This window comes from Amycolatopsis sp. cmx-4-61 (genome assembly GCF_046548775.1).
GTDB lineage: Bacteria > Actinomycetota > Actinomycetes > Mycobacteriales > Pseudonocardiaceae > Amycolatopsis.
Window position 1 is genome coordinate 1 of the sequence record NZ_JAEBEI010000006.1, and the last position, 18,830, is coordinate 18,830.

Consider the following 18,830-nt stretch of genomic DNA (forward strand, 5'->3'; position numbering starts at 1 on the left):
TGCGGCGCAGTTCGCGTGAGATCGTTCCCGGGTCGCGGCTGATGCGGCGGGCGATCTCGCGCACGCCGATGTCCTGTGCGCGCAGCAGCGCGATCTCCTCACGCTCGGCGAACGACAGGTACCGGCCTGCGGGCTCGTCCAGACTGATCGGCGGCATGCCTCCAGCGTGACGGAACCAGCGGACCCCGACCGGCCACGACACCCCCACAGCCTCCGCCGCCTCAGCCGTCGTTGCTCCCGACGCGATCTCCCGCCAAAAGTCCCGCTGCACCGCCCGAGACGGCTCCGGCCGGCCCGGTGAACGCATCGGCGGCCGCAACGCCCGATCCGCCGCCCACTGCCGCCGCGCACCCACCGGCGCCTCCGGCAACTGCTTCCTACCGTGCCCCATCCCACACCTCCATGATCGAGGTGTTGCGACGACCAGTTGAATCCGCCCTGGACACCGCGGTCGGAATGGAACACCGCGTCGGGCTGGATGAGGCCGCGGGCGGTCGCGAGGTCGATGGCCTGGCAGACCAGGTCGGTGCGCATGTGGTCGGCCATGGCGTGGCCGACGACTTCGCGGGTGTGCAGGTCGATGACGGTGGCCAGGTAGAGCCAGCCGTCAAAGGTGGGCAGGCAGGTGATGTCCCCGACCATGCGCAGGCCCGGTGCCGATGCGGTGAAGTCGCGGCGGATCAGATCACCGACCGGGGTGACCGGGCCGGTCGCAGGGCGGGTCAACGCCCGGCGTTTGCGGCGGGTGATCCCGGCCAGCCCGTGCTCGCGCATCAGCCGCTCGACCCGCTTGTGATTCACGCTGTGGCCGCGGCGGTGCAGTTCCGCGGTCACCCGTGGGACCCCATAGGCGCCCCGGTGCTCGGCATGAATCGAGGCGATCAACGCGACCAGCTCAGCCTCGGCCTGACCTCGGGCCCTCCGGGCTGCTTCGGCGGCGACCCACTCGTGGAAGCCCTGCCGGCGCAAGCCCAGGACCTGGCACAACCGCTGCACACCGAACTCGGTGCGGTGTTCGGAGATGAACCGGTAGCGGTAGATCATCGATCCATCTCGCGCGCAAAATAGGCGGCCGCTTTCCGCAGGATCTCCTTCTCCTTCTGCAGCTCAGCGACCTGTTTCCGCAACCGCTGCACTTCGTCGGTCACGGCAGGGTCTTCTGCCGGCGGCCCGGCTTCGGCGGCCTGCTTGGCGACGTTGACCCAGGAGCGCAGGGTCTCGTGATTGACCCCTAGCTCCCGGGCGATCTGCCGCAACGGCCGGTCACTCGAGTTGACCAGCTCGATCGCATCTTGCCGGAACTGCTCCGGGTACTTCGACCTGCGAGACACCAGGACATCCTCCCTCCAGACCACCGTCTGGAATCAAGGTGTCCGGCCCCACGGGGCAACTCCACGTGTCGACCCTCTGATCACGCGTGCCGGCTCCCTGATCACGCGTGCCGGCTCTTCCCGCACGCTCAGCCGGACTCGGGCAGCGAATCCCCGGTGTCGCGGGCGGCGAGGTCGCCGACCTCGCCGTCCTTCGCCGCCCGGCGGCCGAGCGTGAACACGTAGACCAGGAACGCGATTTCCACCGCGACGCCGATGCCCACGCGCACCCACGTCGGCCAGCCCGACGGCGTCACGAACGCCTCGATGACTCCGGACACGAACAGCACGCACGTCAGCCCGAGCGCCATCACCACCACCGACCGGCCCTGCTCGGCGAGCGCCGCCGTGCGGGAGCGGCGGCCCGGGTCGATCACCGTCCAGCCGAGCTTCAGGCCGGTGCCCGCCGCGACGAACACCGCCGTCAGCTCCAGGAGGCCGTGGGGCAGCAGGAGACCGATCATCACGTCGCCGCGGCCGGCCGCGCTCATCGCGCCGATGATCAACCCGGCGTTGAGCGAGTTCAGCCAGAGCGCGGCGAGCACCGGCAGGCCCAGCGCGATCCCGAGGAACAGGCAGGTCGCCGTCACCCACGCGTTGTTCGTCCAGACGTGCGCCGCGAACGACGCCGCCGGCCCGGTCGAGTAGTAGCTCTCCGCCTCGCCGCCCGGCTCGGTCAGCCGGCGCAGCTCGTCCGGTGTCCCGACCGACGCGCGCACCACCGGGTCGCGCGCGACCCAGACGGCGATCACCACCATCACCGCGATCGACACCAGCGCGGCCGGGATCCACCACCGCCGCGCCAGGTAGACCGCGGCGGGGAACCGGCGCGTGAAGAACAGGGCGACCTCGCGCCAGGCCGGGTTGTGCGACCCGGAGACCGCCGACCGGCCGCGGGCGACCAGATCGGACAGCCGGCCGAGCAGCGCCGGGTCCGGCGCGACCGACCGGACGATCGACAGGTGCGTCGCGGTCCGCTGGTAGAGCGTCACCAGCTCGTCGGCTTCCGGCCCGGTCAGCTTGCCGCCGCGCCGGGTCAGCTCGCCGAGCCGGTTCCACTCCGCCGCGTGCGCAGCGACGAAGACGTCCACATCCACGCCGACCACCCTATCCGTCGATACGCTGGACCTCGTGCACGAGGAATCGGAGCTGGTCACCGGCGAAGCGGTCGTCCTGGACCTGCGCGTGGCCAAGCTCGCCAGCCGCGCGCTGGCGATGGCGCTGGACCTGCTGGTGCAGTTCGCGCTGCTGCTCGGAGCGTTCACGGTGCTCACGTTCGCGGTGCCGTTCGACGACCAGTCGCTGTTCGTGGCGCTGCTGCTCGTGTTCGTCGTGCTGGTCGTGGTCGGCTACCCCGTCCTGTCCGAGACGCTCTCGCGCGGCCGCTCGCTGGGCAAGATGGCGGTGGGGCTGCGGGTGGTCCGCGTCGACGGCGGCCCGATCCGGTTCCGGCACGCGCTGGTGCGCGGGCTCGCCGGGTTCGTCGTGGACTTCTGGGCGCTCGGGCTGTTCGGCGCGGTCGCGGTGATCGTGTCGCTGTGCTCGTCGAACGGCCGCCGCGTCGGCGACTTCCTGGCCGGGACGCTGGTGATCCGCGAGCGGGTCCCGGACGGAGCGGCGTTCGCGGCGGTCGCGATGCCGCCGGGCCTCGAGGGCTGGGCGGCCCAGCTCGACCTGACGCGGCTGCCGGACGACCTCGCGCTGGCGAGCCGCCAGTTCCTGAGCCGGTACCGCGAGCTGCGGCCGGAGGCGTCGCACGCGCTGGGCTGGGGACTCGCGCAGCAGGTGGGGAACGCGCTGGGCACGCCGGTGCCGCCGGGTGTCCCCCCGTGGGCGTTCCTGGCGGCGGTGCTGGCGGAACGGCGCAACCGCGACCACGCGCGGGCGTTCCAGGCCTACGCGGCCAGGGCGAATCGGCCGGCCCAGCCCTTCCCGGCCCAGACCCTCCCGGCCCAGGCGCTCCCGGCACAGCCCTTCCCGGTTCCGCAGGCCGCGTGGCCGGGGCCGTCGGCGAGCGTCCAGCCGAGTCAGCCCGTTCCGGCACCGCAGGGTGCCTGGCCCGGGCCGTCCGCGAGCGTCCAGCCGGAGCCGCCGACTCCGCCGTCCGGCACGCCGGTGCCCGCGGAGAACCCCTTCACCCCGCCGAGCTGACGTTCACAGGCGTCCGGCGGCCTTCAACGCCAGGTAGCGGTCCGCCAGGGCCGGGGGCAGTTCCTCCGGGACCGCGTCCACCACGCTCACCCCGTGCCGCGTCAGGCGCTCGGTCATCCGCGCGCGCTCGGCCGTCGTGCGGGCGGCCGAGGCCGCGTCGTAGACGGCTTCCGCGTCGCCGCGGGCCGACAGCATCTCCGCCACCCGGGGGTCCGCCACCGACGCCACCACCAGCTCGTGCCGCCCGGTCAGCGAGGTCAGCACCGGGAACAGGCCCTCCTCCAGCGGCGCCGCGTCCAGTCCGGTGAGCAGCACTACCAGCGCCCGGCGGCGGGTCCGCTGCAGCACCTGGGCGATCATGCCCCGCGCGTCCGTCTCGACCAGCGACGGCTCGAGCGGCGCCATCGCGTTCACCAGGGACGTCAGCAACGACGCCCCCGACGAGCCCTGCACCGCCGCCCGCAGCCGCCGGTCGTAGGCGAGCAGGTCGACGCGGTCGCCGGCCCGGGTGGCCAGCGCGGCCAGCAACAGTGCCGCGTCCATCGCCGCGTCGAGGCGGGGTGCGTCGCCCACCCGGCCCGCCGAAACGCGGCCCGTGTCGAGGACCAGCACCACGTGCCGGTCGCGCTCGGGCCGCCAGGTCCGCACCATCACGTCGGCGGCCCGCGCGGTCGCCCGCCAGTCGATGGACCGGACGTCGTCGCCGATGACGTACTCGCGCAGCGAGTCGAATTCCGTGCCCTGGCCCCGGATCAGCACCGCGTTGCGGCCGTCGAGCTGCTGCAGCCGCGCCAGCCGCGACGGCAGGTGCTTGCGGCTGTGGAACGGCGGCAGCACCCGGACCGTCCACGGCACGGCGTGCGACCCCTGCCGGGCGGCCAGCCCCAAGGGCCCCACCGAGCGGACCGTCACGCGCACCGCCGTCCGGTCGCCCCGCCGCGACGGCCGCAGCGGGGTCACGAACGCACGCCGCTCCCCCGGCGGGACGCGCACCGCGTGCCGGTCGAGAGCGCCCGCCGAAGGCGGCCACGCGTCGCGCAGCTGCCCGCGCACGGTCCGGCCGCCGGGATTGGCGACCACCAGCGTCACCTCGCACGGCTCGCCGAGCCGGACCGAAGTGTCGCCGGATCGCGAGAACCGCAGCCCCCGCACGCTGCCCGCCAGCACGACGTCGACGGCGGCGAGCACCAGCAGCACCGCGCCGACGGCCAGCAGCCCGGTGACCGACGGCAGGAGCAGCCCGACCACCAGTGCGCCGAACAGCGCCAGCAGCCCGAGCCTTCCGGTGACGGCCATGTCAGCGCGGCACGGGCACGGACGCGAGCACGCGGTCCAGCACGCCGTCCGCGGTGACGCCCTCGAGCTCGGCCTCCGGCCGGACGTCGAGGCGGTGCCGCAGCGCCGGCCGGGCGAGGGCCTTGACGTCGTCGGGGGTCGCGTAGTCGCGCCCGGCGAGCCAGGCCCAGGCCCGGGTCACCGCGAGCAACGCCGTGGCACCACGCGGGGAAACACCGATCCGCACCGAGGGCAGGGACCGCGTCGCCCGGCACAGGTCGACGACGTACCCGATCACCTCCGGCCCGACGGTCACGCGCGCCACGGCCTCGCGGGCCGCGGCGAGTTCCGGGGCGCCGGCGACGGCCTTCAACCCCGCCGCGGCGAGGTTGCGCGGGTCGAAGCCCTGCGCGTGCCGCCAGAGGATGCCGATCTCGTCCTCGCGCGAGGGCGACGGCATGGTCAGCTTGAGCAGGAACCGGTCCAGCTGCGCTTCCGGCAGCGGGTAGGTGCCCTCGTACTCCACCGGGTTCTGGGTGGCGATCACGATGAAGGGGTCCGGCAGCGGCCGCGACTTGCCGTCGATCGAGACCTGCCGCTCCTCCATCGCCTCCAGCAGCGACGACTGCGTCTTCGGCGGCGTCCGGTTGATCTCGTCGGCGAGCAGCAGGTTCGTGAACACCGGCCCCTCGCGGAAGGAGAACTCGCCGCTGTGCGCGTCGTAGACGATCGACCCGGTGACGTCGCCGGGCATCAGGTCCGGCGTGAACTGCACGCGCGTGGTCTCCAGGTCCAGCGCCGCGGCCAACGCACGCACCAGCAGCGTCTTCGCCACACCCGGGACGCCTTCGAGCAGCACGTGCCCCCGGCAGAGCAGCGCCAGGATCAGCCCGGTGACCGCGGCTTCGTTGCCGACGACGGCCTTGCCGACCTCGGCGCGCAGCGCGATCAGCGCGTCACGGGCCCCGGTCGCGTTCTCGCTGGTCAAGTTCGCCCTGCCTCTCGTTCCACCCTGTCCAGTTCGCCGGCCAGCCGGACCAGCGCGGGATCGTCCGGCACCGGCGGCCCGTAGAGGACCGCGCCGACGTCGTTCGCCGGGCGGCCGGTCCGCGTGCTCACCGAGGCCACCAGCGCCTGCGCGTCCGCGTCGCGCGGCAGGCCCAGCGCGGTCCGCAGCCGGCCGCGGGCCGCTTCGCGCAGCGTCTCACCCGCGTGCCCGGCGGCCTTCGCCCGCCGGTACAGCCGGGCGCGGCCCTCGGCCGTTTCGGCCGCGCGGACGACGATCGGCAGCGGCTCGGTGACCACCGGGCCGAGCCGGCGGGCCCGCCACAACGCCAGCAGCGCCACGGCGACGAACGCCTGCGCGGCCCCGTAGTACCAGCCGTCCGGGATGAGGGCGAAGATCGACCGGCGGGAGCCGTCCAGCGCCGGGTCGGTCTCCGACGGCAGGTACCAGACGAGCTTCGGGTGCGCGCCCAGCAGGCGCAGCGCCAGCGCCGCGTTGCCCTCGTCGGCGAGCCGCGCGTTCGTCAGCGGCGCCGGGGAGCCGAGCAGCGTCGTCGTGCCGCGCCCGCCGGCGAGCTGCAGCAGCGTGCCGCCACCGTCTTCGCCGGGGTAGCACGAGCGCGCGCCCGGGGAGGCGTAGCCGATCCCGCCGAGCGTGGCCTCGCCCGCCGCGACCGCCGCGGCGACCGTGCACTGTGGCGGCAATGTCCCGACGCCGCTGAGGCCGGCCTGCTGCACGAGCGGCAGGGAATCGTGCAGCGTCCGCTCCCCCGGCGTCACCAGGACGACGTCGGCCGCACGCTCCCGCAGCGCGTCGAACTGCTTCGCCGGGGCGAGGTCCGGGGCGGTGACGAGCAACGTCGTCTCTTCGCCGACCTCGCTGTCCGCTTCGGCGGCCGTGCGCGCGGTCCGGACGTCGACCCCTTGGTCCTTCAGCAGTTTCACCAGGGCGTGCGCGCCGGCGGGCTCGTAGGAGCCGGGTTCGAGGGCGCCGTGAGCCTGCTCGCCGCGGCCGAGCAGGAGCAGGGCAGCGGCGACGAAGATCAGCGCGAGGAGCGCGAGCGGGACGCGGGCTCCGCGCCAGATCCGGCGCAGGTCCGGGGAAACCGACGTGGTCACGGGGCCGCCACGGCGACCGGTCGCGCACGGCGGCAGCGTTCGTCGAGTTCGGTCAGCGCGCGGTACGCCGCTTCGGTGCCTTCGCGGCCGCCGTAGTGGACGTCGTCGAAGAGCCGCGCGCCCCGTCGCAGCTCCTCGGCGACGTCCGGCAGCAGCAGCCCCGCCTCGGCGGCGGCTTCGTCCGCGGTCCGGCCGGAGCGGGTGTCGAGCAGCGCGCGTTCCTCCAGCGCCCGTACGACGGCCCGGAACTGCTCGCGCACGGCGTCGTCGAACCGGCCCCCGGCGGCGGCTTCCGCGGCCGACCGGCGGTGGTCGGCCGCGCTGCGGCGCTGCCCGCCGAAGACGAGCCGATCGGCCTTCGCCGCGCGGGCGACCTTGCCCGTGCGCAGCCGGATCACCACGACGAGCACGATCAGCAGCGCGACGACGAGCAGTACGCCGAAGATCCCGCCGGGGACGTCCGACGAAACGCTGTTCAGCAGCTTTTCCAGGTGTTCCCCCAGCCACTGCCCGATCTGCTGCAGGAAACCCGGCCGCGCGTCCCGGTACTTCGGGTCGGCCAGCTCGTCGGCGGCCGCGCGGCGGGCCGAGTCCCGGTCGATGTCGACCGGGACGTCGGTGCCCCAGCGCTGTCGGGGGATCCAGGGGAGCTTGCCCCCCGGCTCAGGTCTGGGGCTTGGCCCCAGCAGACACCGGAACGTCACCATGCCTGCGGCGGCTGCACCCCGGCGGCGCGGGCCAGCTCGATGTCCATGCCTTCGCGGCGCATCCGCTGGTCGAGGTAGACGATCACGGTGACCAGCGCGACGAACGGGATGGCGATGGTGCCGGCGATGATCTGCCCGGCCGACTGCAGCAGCAGGTCACCGGTGCTCGGCACGACCACCTTGCCCGGGTTGAACATCTGGCTGAACGCGCCGGAGCCGACGGAGAACGGCAGCGAAATGATGTTCTCGAAGAACCCTTCGATGATCCGGGCCAGCAGCAGCACGCCCAGCACCCGCCAGAAGGCGCCGCCGACCAGCTTGACCGACCGCGCGAACGCCTCGCGGAACGTGCCGCGCTCGAGCACGAGCGCCGGGGCGGCCAGCGCCCAGAACACCCAGGCGAGCACGCCCGGGATGATGCAGAGCATGACGCCGATGGTGCTGAGCAGCGCGTAGACGAAAGCCACGCCGAGCAGCGGCAGCAGCCGCGGCTGCACCTCGCTCCAGGCGATGCCGAAGGTGACTTCGCGGCCCAGCGCCGCCCGGCCCATCACCGCCGCCATCAGGCCGGTGGTCACGGTCAGCAGCAAGGTCGAGACCAGCGTCGAAGAGATCAGCACGAGGAAGAAGTCGCCGAAGGTGCCGAAGACGGCGTTGCGCAGTTCCTCGTCGGTCGCGGCGGGGCCGAGCTGGACCGTCTTGGCGAGGCCCTGCAGCTCGCCGAACGCGAACTTCGAGACGGCGAAGCCGATCGCGGCGGTGAGCACCGCGGCCACCGCGCCGATGCCCAGGATGAGCAGCGGGTGCCGGCGGATCGCGGTGATCGCGCCGTCGAGGATGTCGCCGATGTTGAGCGGCCGCAGCGCGATCACGCCGGGCTTGCCGAGCCCGTGCGGGTTCCAGCGCGGCTGCTGGTGCGGCTGGTACTGGGGCTGGTACTGGGGCTGTTGCGCGGTGAACGGCGGCAGCGCGTCCGGCCGGTGGCCGGGCCCGTGCTGCCAGCCCGGCGGCGGGGCCGGGGTGTCCGGCGCCTGCCAGCCCCGCGGCGGCGTGGCCGGTGACGCCGCGTGATCTTCGGGCCGGTTCGGTTCACCCGATCCGGGGGCGGGAGCCCGGGGCACGCCCTGGCTCGGAGTCGGCGTGTCGGCGCCATCGCCGCCGGTGTCTGTCATCGAAGCCCCTCGCCTGCAGTACCTGCTTGCCGACATGTTCTCAGAGCCGGTTGCACCCGGCCAGACCTGGGGTGACGTCGGTGCGCCGTGACCGCACGCGCACGGATGGGTGCGGGACGGCCCGTTCCCCCGATATGCTGAATGGCGGGATCGGGTACCCCCGGTCCGTACCGAGACCCTTCGGGACTGCCCAGTGACGCAACCGCCCCCCGGCCAGGTACCGCCGCCCCGCGGAACCGTCCAGCCGCCGCCGGTGCCGGGTGCGCAACCGGATCTCCCGTGGCTCGGCCACCCGCACACCGTCTCCGCACCGAGGCGCCGCTCGCCGGCGGCGGTGATCGGCGTGTGCCTCGGCGCGGTCGCCGTGCTGGTGCTCGGGCTGGTCGCGATCGTGGCCCTGAACCGCGACAGCACGCCACTGGCGACCCCGAACCTCCGTGACGTCCCGACGTCCGAGGACGTCCCCTCGCAGCTGCCGCCCGGCGGCGCGGGTGCGCCGGCGTCGGCGTCGACCCCGTCGACCGAGCTGTCGACGCCCAGCCCGACCGGCCCGCAGAAGGTCCTCAAGCTGGCCGACCACCCGATCCTGCAGGACCCGAACGCCGGCCTGCAGAACCGCGTCTGCACCCTCCCGCCGTGGCAGAGCACGCAGGACGGCGCGGAGGCGTTCTTCACCGCCGCCAGCAAGTGCCTCGACGCGGCGTGGGGCCCGTTCCTCGAGGCCTACCACCTGCCGTTCACGCCGCCGGCGCTGCACTTCCCGACCGGCGCGAGCTTCGAAACCGAGTGCGGCACGATCCAGGTCGGCATCGCGACGGCCGCGTACTACTGCGAAAACAACCTGTACGTCCCGTTCCGCGGGTTGCAGACCGACCAGTACGGCAACAACCCCGGCGTCTACCTGGCCCTGTTCGCCCACGAGTACGGCCACCACGTCCAGGAGGTCGCCGGGCTGATGGACGCGGCCTGGCAGAAGATCTACGAGGCCGGCCAGAACAGCCCCGCCGGGCTGGAGATGTCGCGGCGCAAGGAACTGCAGGCCCAGTGCTTCTCCGGGATGTTCCTCGGCGCGCACGTCGACCAGGGCGGCACGGTCACCCGCGACATGTACAACAAGGCCTGGAACGACCAGGAGACCCGCGGCGACAACACCTCCCGCAGTCACGACCACGGAACGAACGCGCACTACGCGTCGTGGTGGCGGGCGGGCGCGACGAGCAACCGGATCGCCGACTGCAACACCTTCGCGGCGCCGTCGTCCGAGGTCAGCTAGCCGTTCCGGGTCTGGGGCGCAGCGGGATGCTCAGCCAGCGGTAGACGAACATCCCGCCCGAGAAGCAGGCGAACACCAGCAGCGCCATGCCGAGCGGGCGGCGGCCGTCGGAGGCGCCCATCGACGTGTCCGCCAGGGTGACGGCGACCGCGCCCTGGTCCGGTACCGCCTCGGGCACGGCGACCTCGACGCGTTCGCCCCGGCCGTGCCCGCAGCCGTCGAGCGTGCCTTCGTGGGCCTTGCCGGCGACGGTGAACTTCACGGTTTCCTTCGCGTCCGCCTGTCCGCACGGCGCCGGGTTGGTGACCTCCGCCTGCACCGGCGCGCCGAGGACGCCGTTGTCGATGCCCAGCAGCCCGGGCCCGGCCAGCCAGGCGAGCAGCACGACGAGCACGCCCGCCGCGGCGGGGATCGCCACCGTGGGCCACGTGAGGGCGAGGGATCGCGGGGGCACCCGGCCATGGTTCCAGATTCCGCGGCCGAAACCCAGGCGCCCCGGTTACCGCTCGATCTTCTCCGCCTGGGTGACCTTCCGGACGTAAAGCAGCTTGTCGCCCGGTTCGATGGCGTCGGCCTGCGGGGCGTCCACGCGGTACAGAACGCCGTCGCGGACCAGGCCGAGGACGAGGTCGGCCAGGTGCCGCGGCGACCCGCCCTCCTCCGACGGCTCGACCGCCCGCTCGGCGATCGCCAGCCCCGATTCCGGCGTCAGCAGGTCCTCCATGATGTCCACGACCAGCGGCGTCGACGTCGCCATGCCGAGCAGCCGCCCGGCCGTCTCGCTGGAGACGACGACCTGGTTCGCCCCCGACTGCTTGAGCAGGTGGACGTTCTCCGCCTCCCGCACCGACGCGACGATGTGCGCCTTGGGCGCCAGCTCGCGGGCGGTGAGGGTGACGAGCACGGCCGTGTCGTCCCGGTTCGGGGCGACCACGACCGCCCGCGCGTGCTGCACGGCGGCGACCCGCAGGACGTCGGACCGGGTGGCCGAGCCGTGCACGGCGACGAGGCCGAGCGCGCTCGCCGCGTCGAGGGCCTGCTGGTCGGTGTCGACGACGACGATCTGGCCCGGGGCGACGTTCTCGTCGCCGAGCAGCGCGTTGACGGCGGACCGGCCCTTGGTGCCGAACCCGACGACGACCACGTGGTCGCGCACCTTCGTCCTCCACTTCTGGATCTTGAACGCCTGGCGGGAGCGCTCGGTGAGCACCTCGAGGGTGGTCCCGACCAGGACGATGAGGAAGAGCACCCGCAGCGGGGTGATCACCAGGACGTTCACCAGCCGGGCGGACGACGTGGCCGGCGCGATGTCGCCGTACCCGGTCGTCGACAGCGAGACGGTGGCGTAGTACAGGCTGTCGAGCAGGGACAGGCCGTCGCCGTTCGCGTCCCGGTAGCCGTCCCGGTCGAGGTAGACGAGGACGACCGTGGCCAGCAGCGCGAGCAGCGCCCCGATGATCCGCTTGACGATCGAGCGGAGCGGGCTGACCGTGAGCTCCGGCATCCGCAGGACGCCGACGAGCTCGTGGTCGGGCCGATCGGTGAGACTGCCCAGCGGCAGCCGTTTGAGGGCTTTCATGCTGGCTCGTGTCGAGCGTCACTCACGCCCGGAGGATAGCCGAACCGGACACCGCGCCGCCGCATGGAACGATGAGTTCATGGCAACCTCGCAACGACCCGCGCACGCGCTGGCCGGCGTGCTGGGCTTCATGGGCGTCCTGCACTTCGCGGTCCCGAAGCCGTTCGACGGCCTCATCCCGCGTTCGCTGCCGGGCTCGCGGCGCGCCTGGACGTACGGATCGGGAGTGGCGGAGCTGGCGGTCGCGGCCGCGGTGGCCGCCCCGCGCACCCGCCGTCTCGGTGGCCTGGCGGCGGCGCTGTTGTTCCTGGGGGTGTTCCCGGGGAACGTGAAGATGGCGCTGGACGCCGCTTCGGCCCCGGCCCCCCGCCGCGCGATCGCCTGGGCGCGGCTGCCGCTGCAGTGGCCGCTGATCGCGTGGGCGTTGAAGGTCCGCGACAACGCGTAACTCACGTGATCAGACGGTCAACTCGCGTGATTGGAGCGCCAACTCACGTGATTGAAGGGTCGACACGACGCTGAGCCCCGAGTTCCGCCGTGTCGTCCCTTCAATCACGCGTGTCGACTTCCCGATCACGCGTGCCGACCCTTCGATCACGCCTCGGGGATGTCTCGCAGCAGGCGGCGGAGGGCTTCCGGGTCCAGGAGGTCCGCCGGCCGGACCGTCCGGTTCGCGCGGACGTAGTGGAACGCCGCCCGGACCTGCTCCACCGGGACGTTCTTCAGCGCCGCCCACGCCATCCGGTACGCCGCCAGCTGGACCGACAACGCCGGGATGCGCGACTCCGGCGGGACCGCGCCCGTCTTCCAGTCCACCACCGTCCAGCCGCCGTCGGGGTCGGCGAAGACGGCGTCCATGCGGCCGCGCAACGTGATGCCCTCGACGTCCGCCGAGAACGTCACCTCCACCGCCACCGGGACGCGCGTGGCCCACTCGCTCTTCTCGAACTCCGTCTGCAGCTCCTCGAAGTCCGCGTCGGGGGCCTCGCCGAAGTCGGCCGCGCCCGGGAGGTCGTCGATCTCGATCAGCTGGTCGCCCGCGAACCGGCGCTCCAGCCAGCCGTGGAACTCGGTGCCGCGGCGGGCGAAGCTGTTGGGCTCCACCGGGAGCGGGCGGCGCAGGTCGCCGGCGAGCCGGGCGGCGTCGTCGGCCAGCGCGACCAGCTGGCTCACCGAAAGCCGCGAAGGCAGCGGGACCCGGTGCACGCGGTCGTCCTTGCGCGCCCACTCCTCCAGCAGGACGTCGGTGTCGGTCACCCAGCCGTCGGGATCGTCGTCCTCTTCTTCCGGAGAATCCGAAGTGGCCAGCGCCTCGGACACGAGCTCGACGCCGGTCTGCACGCCGGTCCGGCGGTCGCCCAGCGGGTCGACCGGCCAGCGCGCCGCGCGCGAATCCGAGACCAGCGGGTTTTCGTCGTCCTCGGTGGGCTCCGGCGCCCACTCCGCGAGCTGTCCGACACCGCTCTCGCGCAGGACGCCGGCGATCTCGGTGAGGAACTCCGACGGCCCCTTCGCCCGGCTGCTGCTTTCGTTCCACCAGTGCCCGGACACGATCAGCGCGTGCTCCGACCGCGTCAGCGCGACGTAGCAGAGCCGCCGTTCCTCCGCCTGTTCCCGTTCGACGAACCCGGCTTCGTGCAGCTCCAGTCCTTCTTGGACCTCCTTGCGGTCGTACCCCTCGGCGATGTTCAGCGACGGCAGGTCCTCGGCGTCACCGCGCAACACGGCCGGCAGCGAAGTCGCCGTCCGGAGCCACGACGACGACCGCCGCCGTCCGGGGAACACCTCGTGCACCAGGTGCGGCACCGCGACGACTTCCCACTCGAGGCCCTTCGCCGAGTGGACGGTCAGCACCTGCACCCGGTCCGGGACCACCTCCACCTCGCCCGGGGTGAGCCCGTCCTCGGCGTGCGCGGCGGTGTTCAGGTAGTCCACAAAGGACAACAGGGTTGCCGTGGGAGCCGTTTCGGCGTAGTCGGTGACGACTTCGGCGAACGCGTCCAGGTGCGCCCGGCCCGCGGAACCCGGCCGGGCCAGGGATTCGACGTCCAGCAGCATCGTGCGTTCGACGTCGGCGACGAGCTCCGGCAGCGACTGGTCGAGCCGGCGCCGCAGGGCGGCCAGTTCCCAGCCGATCCGCCGGATGCGTTTGTACCCCTCCTCGGAGTACCACTCCGGCGTGCCGGGCTCGTCGATGGCGTCGATCAGCCCGGCCTGCTCGACGCGCTCGACGACCAGCTCCGGCGCGTCCGCCTTCTCCGGGCTGGACAGTTCCCCGGCGCGGCGCCACAGCGCGGCGACGTCGGCAGCGGAGAGCCGCCAGCGGGCGCCGGTCAGCAGCCGGGCCGCCGCGCTGCCGGACAGCGGGTCGGCCAGGACCTTCAACGTCGACACGAGGTCCGCGACCTCGGGCTCGTCGAGCAGGCCGCCGAGCCCGACGACCTCGACCGGCAGCCCGCGCGCCCGCAGTTCGGCGGCGATCGGGGCCATGTCGGCGCGGCGCCGCACGAGCACCGCGGCGGTCGGCGGCTTGCCCGTCCGTTCCTGGTGGGCGTACCAGCGCCGGGCGAGGGCGTCGGCAACCCACGCGCGCTCGGCACGGATGTCCGGCAGCAGCGCGCACGCGATGTCCGCGGAGCCGGCGCCTTCGCGCGCCCGCAGGCGTTCGACACCGAGGCCGCGGGCGCGCAGCGGCTCGGCGATGGCGTTCGCGAGGTCCAGGATCTCCGGCGGGTTGCGGAAACTGGTCAGCAGCCCGGATTCGTGCGCGGGGACGAGCCGTTCGCCGTCGAAGCGCGGGAAGTCCGTGGTGAACCGGGGCAGGTTGGCCGCGCTGGCGCCGCGCCAGCCGTAGATGGCCTGCGCGGGGTCGCCGACCGCGGTGACCGGCATCGGCGGGTTCTCCACGCCGCCGAACAGCGCGCGCAGCAGCACGCGCTGGGCGTGCCCGGTGTCCTGGTACTCGTCGAGCAGCACGGCGCCGTAGCGCTCCCGCTCGCCGCGCACGACGGACGGGTACCCGCCGGCCAGCTGGGCGGCGAGGGACATCTGGTCGGCGAAGTCCAGCGCGCCTTCGTTGCGCTTGCGGCGGTGGTAGTCGTCGACGAGCGGCAGCAGCGCGAGCCGGAAGTGCTGCGCCGCCATGATTTCGGTGAGTTTCTGCGGCAGCGCGGCCCGCTGTCCCTTGGCGCGCGGGGCGTTCTCGATCACCCGGCACAGCCAGGTCGTGTACTCCGCGAGCTGTTCGGTCGAGACGAGGTGCTCGCCCAGCTCGCCGGCCAGCGCCAGGAGGTCGGCCGTCACGGTCGGCGGGACGCGGTCGGTGTCCAGTTCGTTGTCCCATGTGGACACCACGCGGTGGGCGATCTGCCACGACGACGTCTCGGACAGCAGCCGGACACCGGGCTGGACCGGCAGGCGCAGGCCGTGTTCGGACAGCAGGCGCCCGGCGTAGGCGTGGTAGGTGAGGACGGTGGGCTCACCGGCGACCACAGTGGACCGCAGGCCGCCGGTCGGGTCGAGGCGGTCGAGGAGGCCGGACCCGGCGAGGCGCCGGAGCCGGGCGCGGACGCGTTCGCCGAGCTGGCGCGCGGCTTTGCGGGTGAAGGTGAGGCCGAGGACGCGGTCGGGGCTGACGATCCCGTTGGCGACGAGCCAGACGACCCGCGCGGCCATGGTCTCGGTCTTCCCCGCCCCGGCCCCGGCGACGACGAGCGAAGGCTCGACGGGCGCGGCGATGACGGTGGCCTGCTCCGGCGTGGGCCGGTGCAGCCCGAGCGCGTCGGCGAGTTCGGCGGGCTCGACCGGGTTGGCGATGACGAGCGGGCTCACGCGCGCCCCCCGACGCGGCTCTGGGCGCGGCGCAGGGGGGTCATGGGCCCGGCACCTGACGGCCTTCGGGGCGCAGGGGGCAGCACCCCCGCGCCGGGCAGCGGTCGCAGTCCGGGTTCTCCTGCGCCTGGTAGTCCGGCCCGGCCGCCGAAGCCGCCGCCTTCTGGACCAGCTCCAGCCACTGCTTGCCGCCCACCTCGTCCATCGGCGGCTGCGACCGCTCGGTCGATCCCGTCTTGGTGTTCGCCTTCGCCACGTACACCAGCCGCGCGCCGCCGGCCTCGGTCCGGCCTTCGATCGCCCCCAGCAGCACCGCCAGCTGGTACGCCGCCAGCTGCGGGTGCGCCTCGGCCTCCGCCCCCGACACCGGGACCTTGCCGGTCTTGATGTCGACGATCACCGGCCGTCCCTCGGAATCGAGCTCCACCCGGTCGACCCGCCCGCGCAGCAGCACCCGGACCTCGTCGTCGCTCCCGGCCGGCAGCTCGACCTCGATGTCCTGCTCGACGCCCGCTTCCTTGAGCTCCGCCCGGCTCCGCTCCAGCCACGTCGTGAAGTTCCGCAGCATCTGCTCGACGCGGCGGCGCTCCCGCCGCGAGAACCACGGCGCCCCCGCGTCGACGCGCACCCAGGCCTCGTCCAGCGCCGCCTGCAGTTCGGCGTCCGTGCTGCCGGACGCCACCGCCTGCGCGAGCCCGTGCACCAGCGTCCCGGTGACCGCCGCCAGCTGGGCCGGGTCGCTGCCGCCGTGGCGCTCGATCATCCAGCGCAGCGGGCACTTCGTCAGGATTTCCACGGTGGACGGCGAAATCCGGATGAGGTCGCCCGGCGGGTGCACCGGCTCGTCGCTGGACGCCGGGAGCAGGCCGTACCACGTCGACGGGTGCGCGCCCGGCACCTTCGCCTCGGCCAGGCGGGCCAGCTGCTTCGCCGCCCGGCGCCGCCGCGCCGGGTCCGCCTTGTCGTCGCAGACGACCTCACGCAGCTCGCCCACCAGCTCGGCGAGCACCAGCGACCGGCCCGGCGGCTTCATCCGCGAGTCGAGGCCGCCGTCGTCGGCGCCGTTCTCCTCCAGGTCGTCGAGGAACCGGGACGGCTGCTCATCCTCGCCCGAAACCGCCGTGACCAGCAGCGTCTGCCTCGCCCGGCTCATCGCGAGGTAGAACAGGCGCCGCTCCTCGGCGAGGATCGGCGCGGTCTGGGAGACGGCGTCGTCGTCGACCCCGGCCATCAGGTCCTTGAGCCGTTCCACGCCCAGCACGGATCCCCGCAGCCGCAGGTCCGGCCACGCGCCCTCCTGGACGCCCGCGACGGCGACGACCGTCCACTCGCGACCGGCGGCGGCGTGCGCGGTCAGCAGCGAGACGCCGTCGGACGGGACGGCCGCCGGCGCCAGCGTGTCACCCGCGATCCGTTGCGCCCCCAGGTAATCCGCGAAGGAAGCCACGCTCGCGCGGGGCAGCCGGTCGACGTACCGGCCCGCGGCGTCGAACAGCGCGACGACGGCGTCGAGGTCGCGATCGGCCTGCGCGCCCAGCGATCCACCGCGTTCGACCTGCTTCAGCAGCTTGTCCTGCAGCCCGCTCTCCCGCCACAGCTGCCACAGCACCTGCTCGACACCTTCGCCGCGCGCCACCGCCTGGTGCGTGACGCGCAGCAGCCCGCCGACGCGCCGCACCGGTTCGGCTTCGGCGTCGGCCAGCCCGGCGAGGATGTCCCCGCCGCGCAACGCTTCCACCAGCAGCTCGTCGCTCGACCGCTGGCCGCCGCCGGCCAGTTCGAGCCGGCGCAGGCCGCGCCGCAACCGCCGCAGCGCCAGCGGATCGGCGCCGCCCAGCGAGGACGAAAGCAGCATTTCGGCGAGGTCGACGTCGAGCAGCTCGGGCGACGGCGCGAGCTTCAGCACGGCCAGCAGCGGCCGCACCGCGGGCTGCTTGGCCAGCGGGAGCTCCTCGGTCGCCGAGCCGATCGGGACGCCGGCCGCGCGCAACGCGCGTTGCAGCACCAGGAAGGTCCGCGCGGGCGAGCGGACGAGCACCGCGATCTCCGACCACGGCACGCCGTCGACGAGGTGCGCGCGGCGGAGCTGGTCGGCGATCCAGCTGGCCTCGGCGGCCGGGGTCGGCATCACGCGGACGCGGACGTTGCCGCCCGTCGCTCCGGCGGGCGGGACGATCTTGCGGTGCGGTGACGCGCCGGGCAGCGTCGCGCCGATCTTGGCCACGGCGAGCCGCACGGCCGGGGCGAGCCGGTGGGCCGTGGTGAGCGTGACGGTCCGGCTGCCGTCCGGGTCGGCGTCGGCGAACAGGCGCGCGTCGGCGCCCCGGAAGGAGAACACGTTCTGGTCGGGGTCGCCGGCCACGACGAACTCGGCGGCGGTGTGCCCGATCATCCGGACCAGGCTGGTCTGCAGTGGGTCGAGGTGGTGGGCGTCGTCGACGAACAGGTGCCGGACGCGGGTGCGCTCGCGGTCGCGCAGCTCTTCGTCGTCCTCCAGGGCGAGCAGCGCGGAGGTGACCAGCTCGGCGGCGTCCAGCGCGGGGGCGCTCGCCACGCCGAGGGCGTTGCCGCCGGCGCCCTGCAGCTGCGTGACCTCCTCGTACTGGGCCCAGAACTGCCCGGCGGCGATCCACTCTTCGCGCCCGCGGCGGCGGCCCAGCTCGGCGAGGTCCCCCGGCCCGAGCCCGCGCTCGGCGGCGCGCATCAGCAGGTCACGCAGCTCCTCGGCGAACCCGGGCACCACCAGGGCGGGCCGCAGCTGCTCCGGCCAGTGTTCGGCGCCTTCGTCGAGGTCACCGGCCAGGAGTTCGCGGACGACGACGTCCTGTTCGGCGCCGGCGAGCAGCCGCGGCGGCGGGAGCTCTTCGGCCATCGCCTCCAGCCGCAGCAGCGAGTAGGCGTAGGAGTGCACGGTCCGGACGAGCGGCTCGCGGACGGTCCGGGGCAGCGGCCGCTCGAGGTCGGGGTCCGCGGTGAGCCGCCGCGTGATGTCGGCACGCAGGGCGTCGGCGGACCGGCGCGAGGTGGTGAGCACGAGCACGCTCTCCGGGTCGGCGCCCTCGGCGATGCGGCGCGTGGCGGCCGAGGCCAGCAGCGCGGTCTTGCCGGTGCCGGGGCCGCCGAGCACGCGGAGGAACCCCCCGGGTGCGGAGAGCACGCGGCGGGCCCCTTCGTCCCAGGTGAACGAGGGTGTGGCGGTGTTCGGCGTGCGCACCAGCCGCGCGTCCGCCTGCGCCGTTCGCCTCCCGTTCACCCCGCGATGGAATCACGACCGGTCCCCCGGGTGGTGCACCGGCACGCTTGACAACGGCGAAGCACGCCCTCGGTGCGGCGGACGGCTGCGGAAAG

Annotated in this window: 15 protein-coding genes and 1 pseudogene; 3 read left to right on the top strand and 13 right to left on the bottom strand. The window is 73.8% G+C overall.

Annotated elements, in window-relative coordinates; translation table 11 throughout:
- From ACLJOU_RS18920 to ACLJOU_RS18935, 4 genes and pseudogenes are all read right to left on the bottom strand, one after another.
- The coding region (locus ACLJOU_RS18920; RefSeq protein WP_410569316.1) for a helix-turn-helix domain-containing protein at positions 1 to 307 on the bottom strand (307 nt) is incomplete at its 3' end.
- 140 nt (positions 308 to 447) lie between these two features.
- Positions 448 to 1,044, bottom strand: a pseudogene (locus ACLJOU_RS18925) (IS3 family transposase); the annotation flags it as partial.
- Entirely contained in the window at positions 1,041 to 1,331 is a 291-nt protein-coding gene (locus ACLJOU_RS18930) for a transposase (RefSeq protein WP_410568966.1), read from the bottom strand. The gene ACLJOU_RS18930 and the pseudogene ACLJOU_RS18925, both read right to left, overlap by 4 nt.
- 128 nt (positions 1,332 to 1,459) lie before the next feature.
- Complete coding sequence (locus tag ACLJOU_RS18935; RefSeq protein ID WP_410568967.1) at positions 1,460 to 2,467, bottom strand: stage II sporulation protein M; 1,008 nt, start codon at positions 2,465 to 2,467, stop codon at positions 1,460 to 1,462.
- A gap of 34 nt (positions 2,468 to 2,501) precedes the next feature.
- Between ACLJOU_RS18935 and ACLJOU_RS18940 the strand changes: the two genes are divergently transcribed.
- On the top strand, positions 2,502 to 3,521 hold the full coding sequence (locus tag ACLJOU_RS18940) for an RDD family protein (protein WP_410568968.1): 1,020 nt from the start codon (positions 2,502 to 2,504) through the stop codon (positions 3,519 to 3,521).
- A gap of 3 nt (positions 3,522 to 3,524) precedes the next feature.
- Here the strand turns inward: ACLJOU_RS18940 and ACLJOU_RS18945 are convergent, their stop codons facing one another.
- Genes ACLJOU_RS18945 through ACLJOU_RS18965 form a run of 5 tightly spaced genes read right to left on the bottom strand, consistent with a single transcriptional unit; the run spans position 3,525 to position 8,799 of the window.
- Positions 3,525 to 4,817, bottom strand: coding sequence for a DUF58 domain-containing protein (locus tag ACLJOU_RS18945; protein ID WP_410568969.1), 1,293 nt, complete (start codon positions 4,815 to 4,817; stop codon positions 3,525 to 3,527).
- Between the two features lies 1 nt (position 4,818).
- A complete protein-coding gene (locus ACLJOU_RS18950; RefSeq protein WP_410568970.1) occupies positions 4,819 to 5,784 on the bottom strand; it encodes an AAA family ATPase in 966 nt (321 codons plus the stop codon).
- Entirely contained in the window at positions 5,781 to 6,920 is a 1,140-nt protein-coding gene (locus tag ACLJOU_RS18955; RefSeq protein WP_410568971.1) for a DUF4350 domain-containing protein, read from the bottom strand. The genes ACLJOU_RS18950 and ACLJOU_RS18955 overlap by 4 nt, the downstream gene beginning before the upstream one ends.
- Positions 6,917 to 7,627, bottom strand: a complete 711-nt coding sequence (locus ACLJOU_RS18960) for a DUF4129 domain-containing protein (RefSeq protein ID WP_410568972.1) — start codon at positions 7,625 to 7,627, stop codon at positions 6,917 to 6,919. The genes ACLJOU_RS18955 and ACLJOU_RS18960 overlap by 4 nt, the downstream gene beginning before the upstream one ends.
- On the bottom strand, positions 7,621 to 8,799 hold the full coding sequence (locus ACLJOU_RS18965; protein WP_410568973.1) for a hypothetical protein: 1,179 nt from the start codon (positions 8,797 to 8,799) through the stop codon (positions 7,621 to 7,623). Before ACLJOU_RS18965 ends, ACLJOU_RS18960 begins: the two co-directional genes overlap by 7 nt.
- Before the next feature lie 253 nt (positions 8,800 to 9,052).
- On the opposite strand from ACLJOU_RS18965, the gene ACLJOU_RS18970 reads away from it, so the two are divergent.
- A complete protein-coding gene (locus ACLJOU_RS18970) occupies positions 9,053 to 10,072 on the top strand; it encodes a neutral zinc metallopeptidase (protein ID WP_410569317.1) in 1,020 nt (339 codons plus the stop codon).
- Here ACLJOU_RS18970 and ACLJOU_RS18975 read toward each other — a convergent pair.
- Both ACLJOU_RS18975 and ACLJOU_RS18980 read right to left on the bottom strand, forming a co-directional pair.
- Positions 10,065 to 10,490 carry a hypothetical protein gene (locus ACLJOU_RS18975; RefSeq protein ID WP_410569318.1) on the bottom strand — a complete coding sequence of 142 codons (426 nt, stop codon included), beginning with the start codon at positions 10,488 to 10,490 and terminating at the stop codon, positions 10,065 to 10,067. The two genes, ACLJOU_RS18970 and ACLJOU_RS18975, sit on opposite strands and share 8 nt — an antisense overlap.
- Positions 10,491 to 10,571: 81 nt before the next feature.
- Positions 10,572 to 11,651, bottom strand: a complete 1,080-nt coding sequence (locus ACLJOU_RS18980; protein ID WP_410568974.1) for a potassium channel family protein — start codon at positions 11,649 to 11,651, stop codon at positions 10,572 to 10,574.
- A gap of 79 nt (positions 11,652 to 11,730) precedes the next feature.
- Between ACLJOU_RS18980 and ACLJOU_RS18985 the strand changes: the two genes are divergently transcribed.
- On the top strand, positions 11,731 to 12,099 hold the full coding sequence (locus ACLJOU_RS18985; RefSeq protein ID WP_410568975.1) for a hypothetical protein: 369 nt from the start codon (positions 11,731 to 11,733) through the stop codon (positions 12,097 to 12,099).
- Between the two features lie 146 nt (positions 12,100 to 12,245).
- On the opposite strand, the gene ACLJOU_RS18990 is transcribed toward ACLJOU_RS18985, so the two are convergent.
- Together ACLJOU_RS18990 and ACLJOU_RS18995 are read right to left on the bottom strand one after the other, a co-directional pair.
- Positions 12,246 to 15,482, bottom strand: coding sequence for an ATP-dependent helicase (locus ACLJOU_RS18990; RefSeq protein ID WP_410568976.1), 3,237 nt, complete (start codon positions 15,480 to 15,482; stop codon positions 12,246 to 12,248).
- Between the two features lie 40 nt (positions 15,483 to 15,522).
- On the bottom strand, positions 15,523 to 18,696 hold the full coding sequence (locus ACLJOU_RS18995) for an ATP-dependent helicase (RefSeq protein WP_410569319.1): 3,174 nt from the start codon (positions 18,694 to 18,696) through the stop codon (positions 15,523 to 15,525).
- Between the last annotated feature and the right edge of the window lie 134 nt (positions 18,697 to 18,830).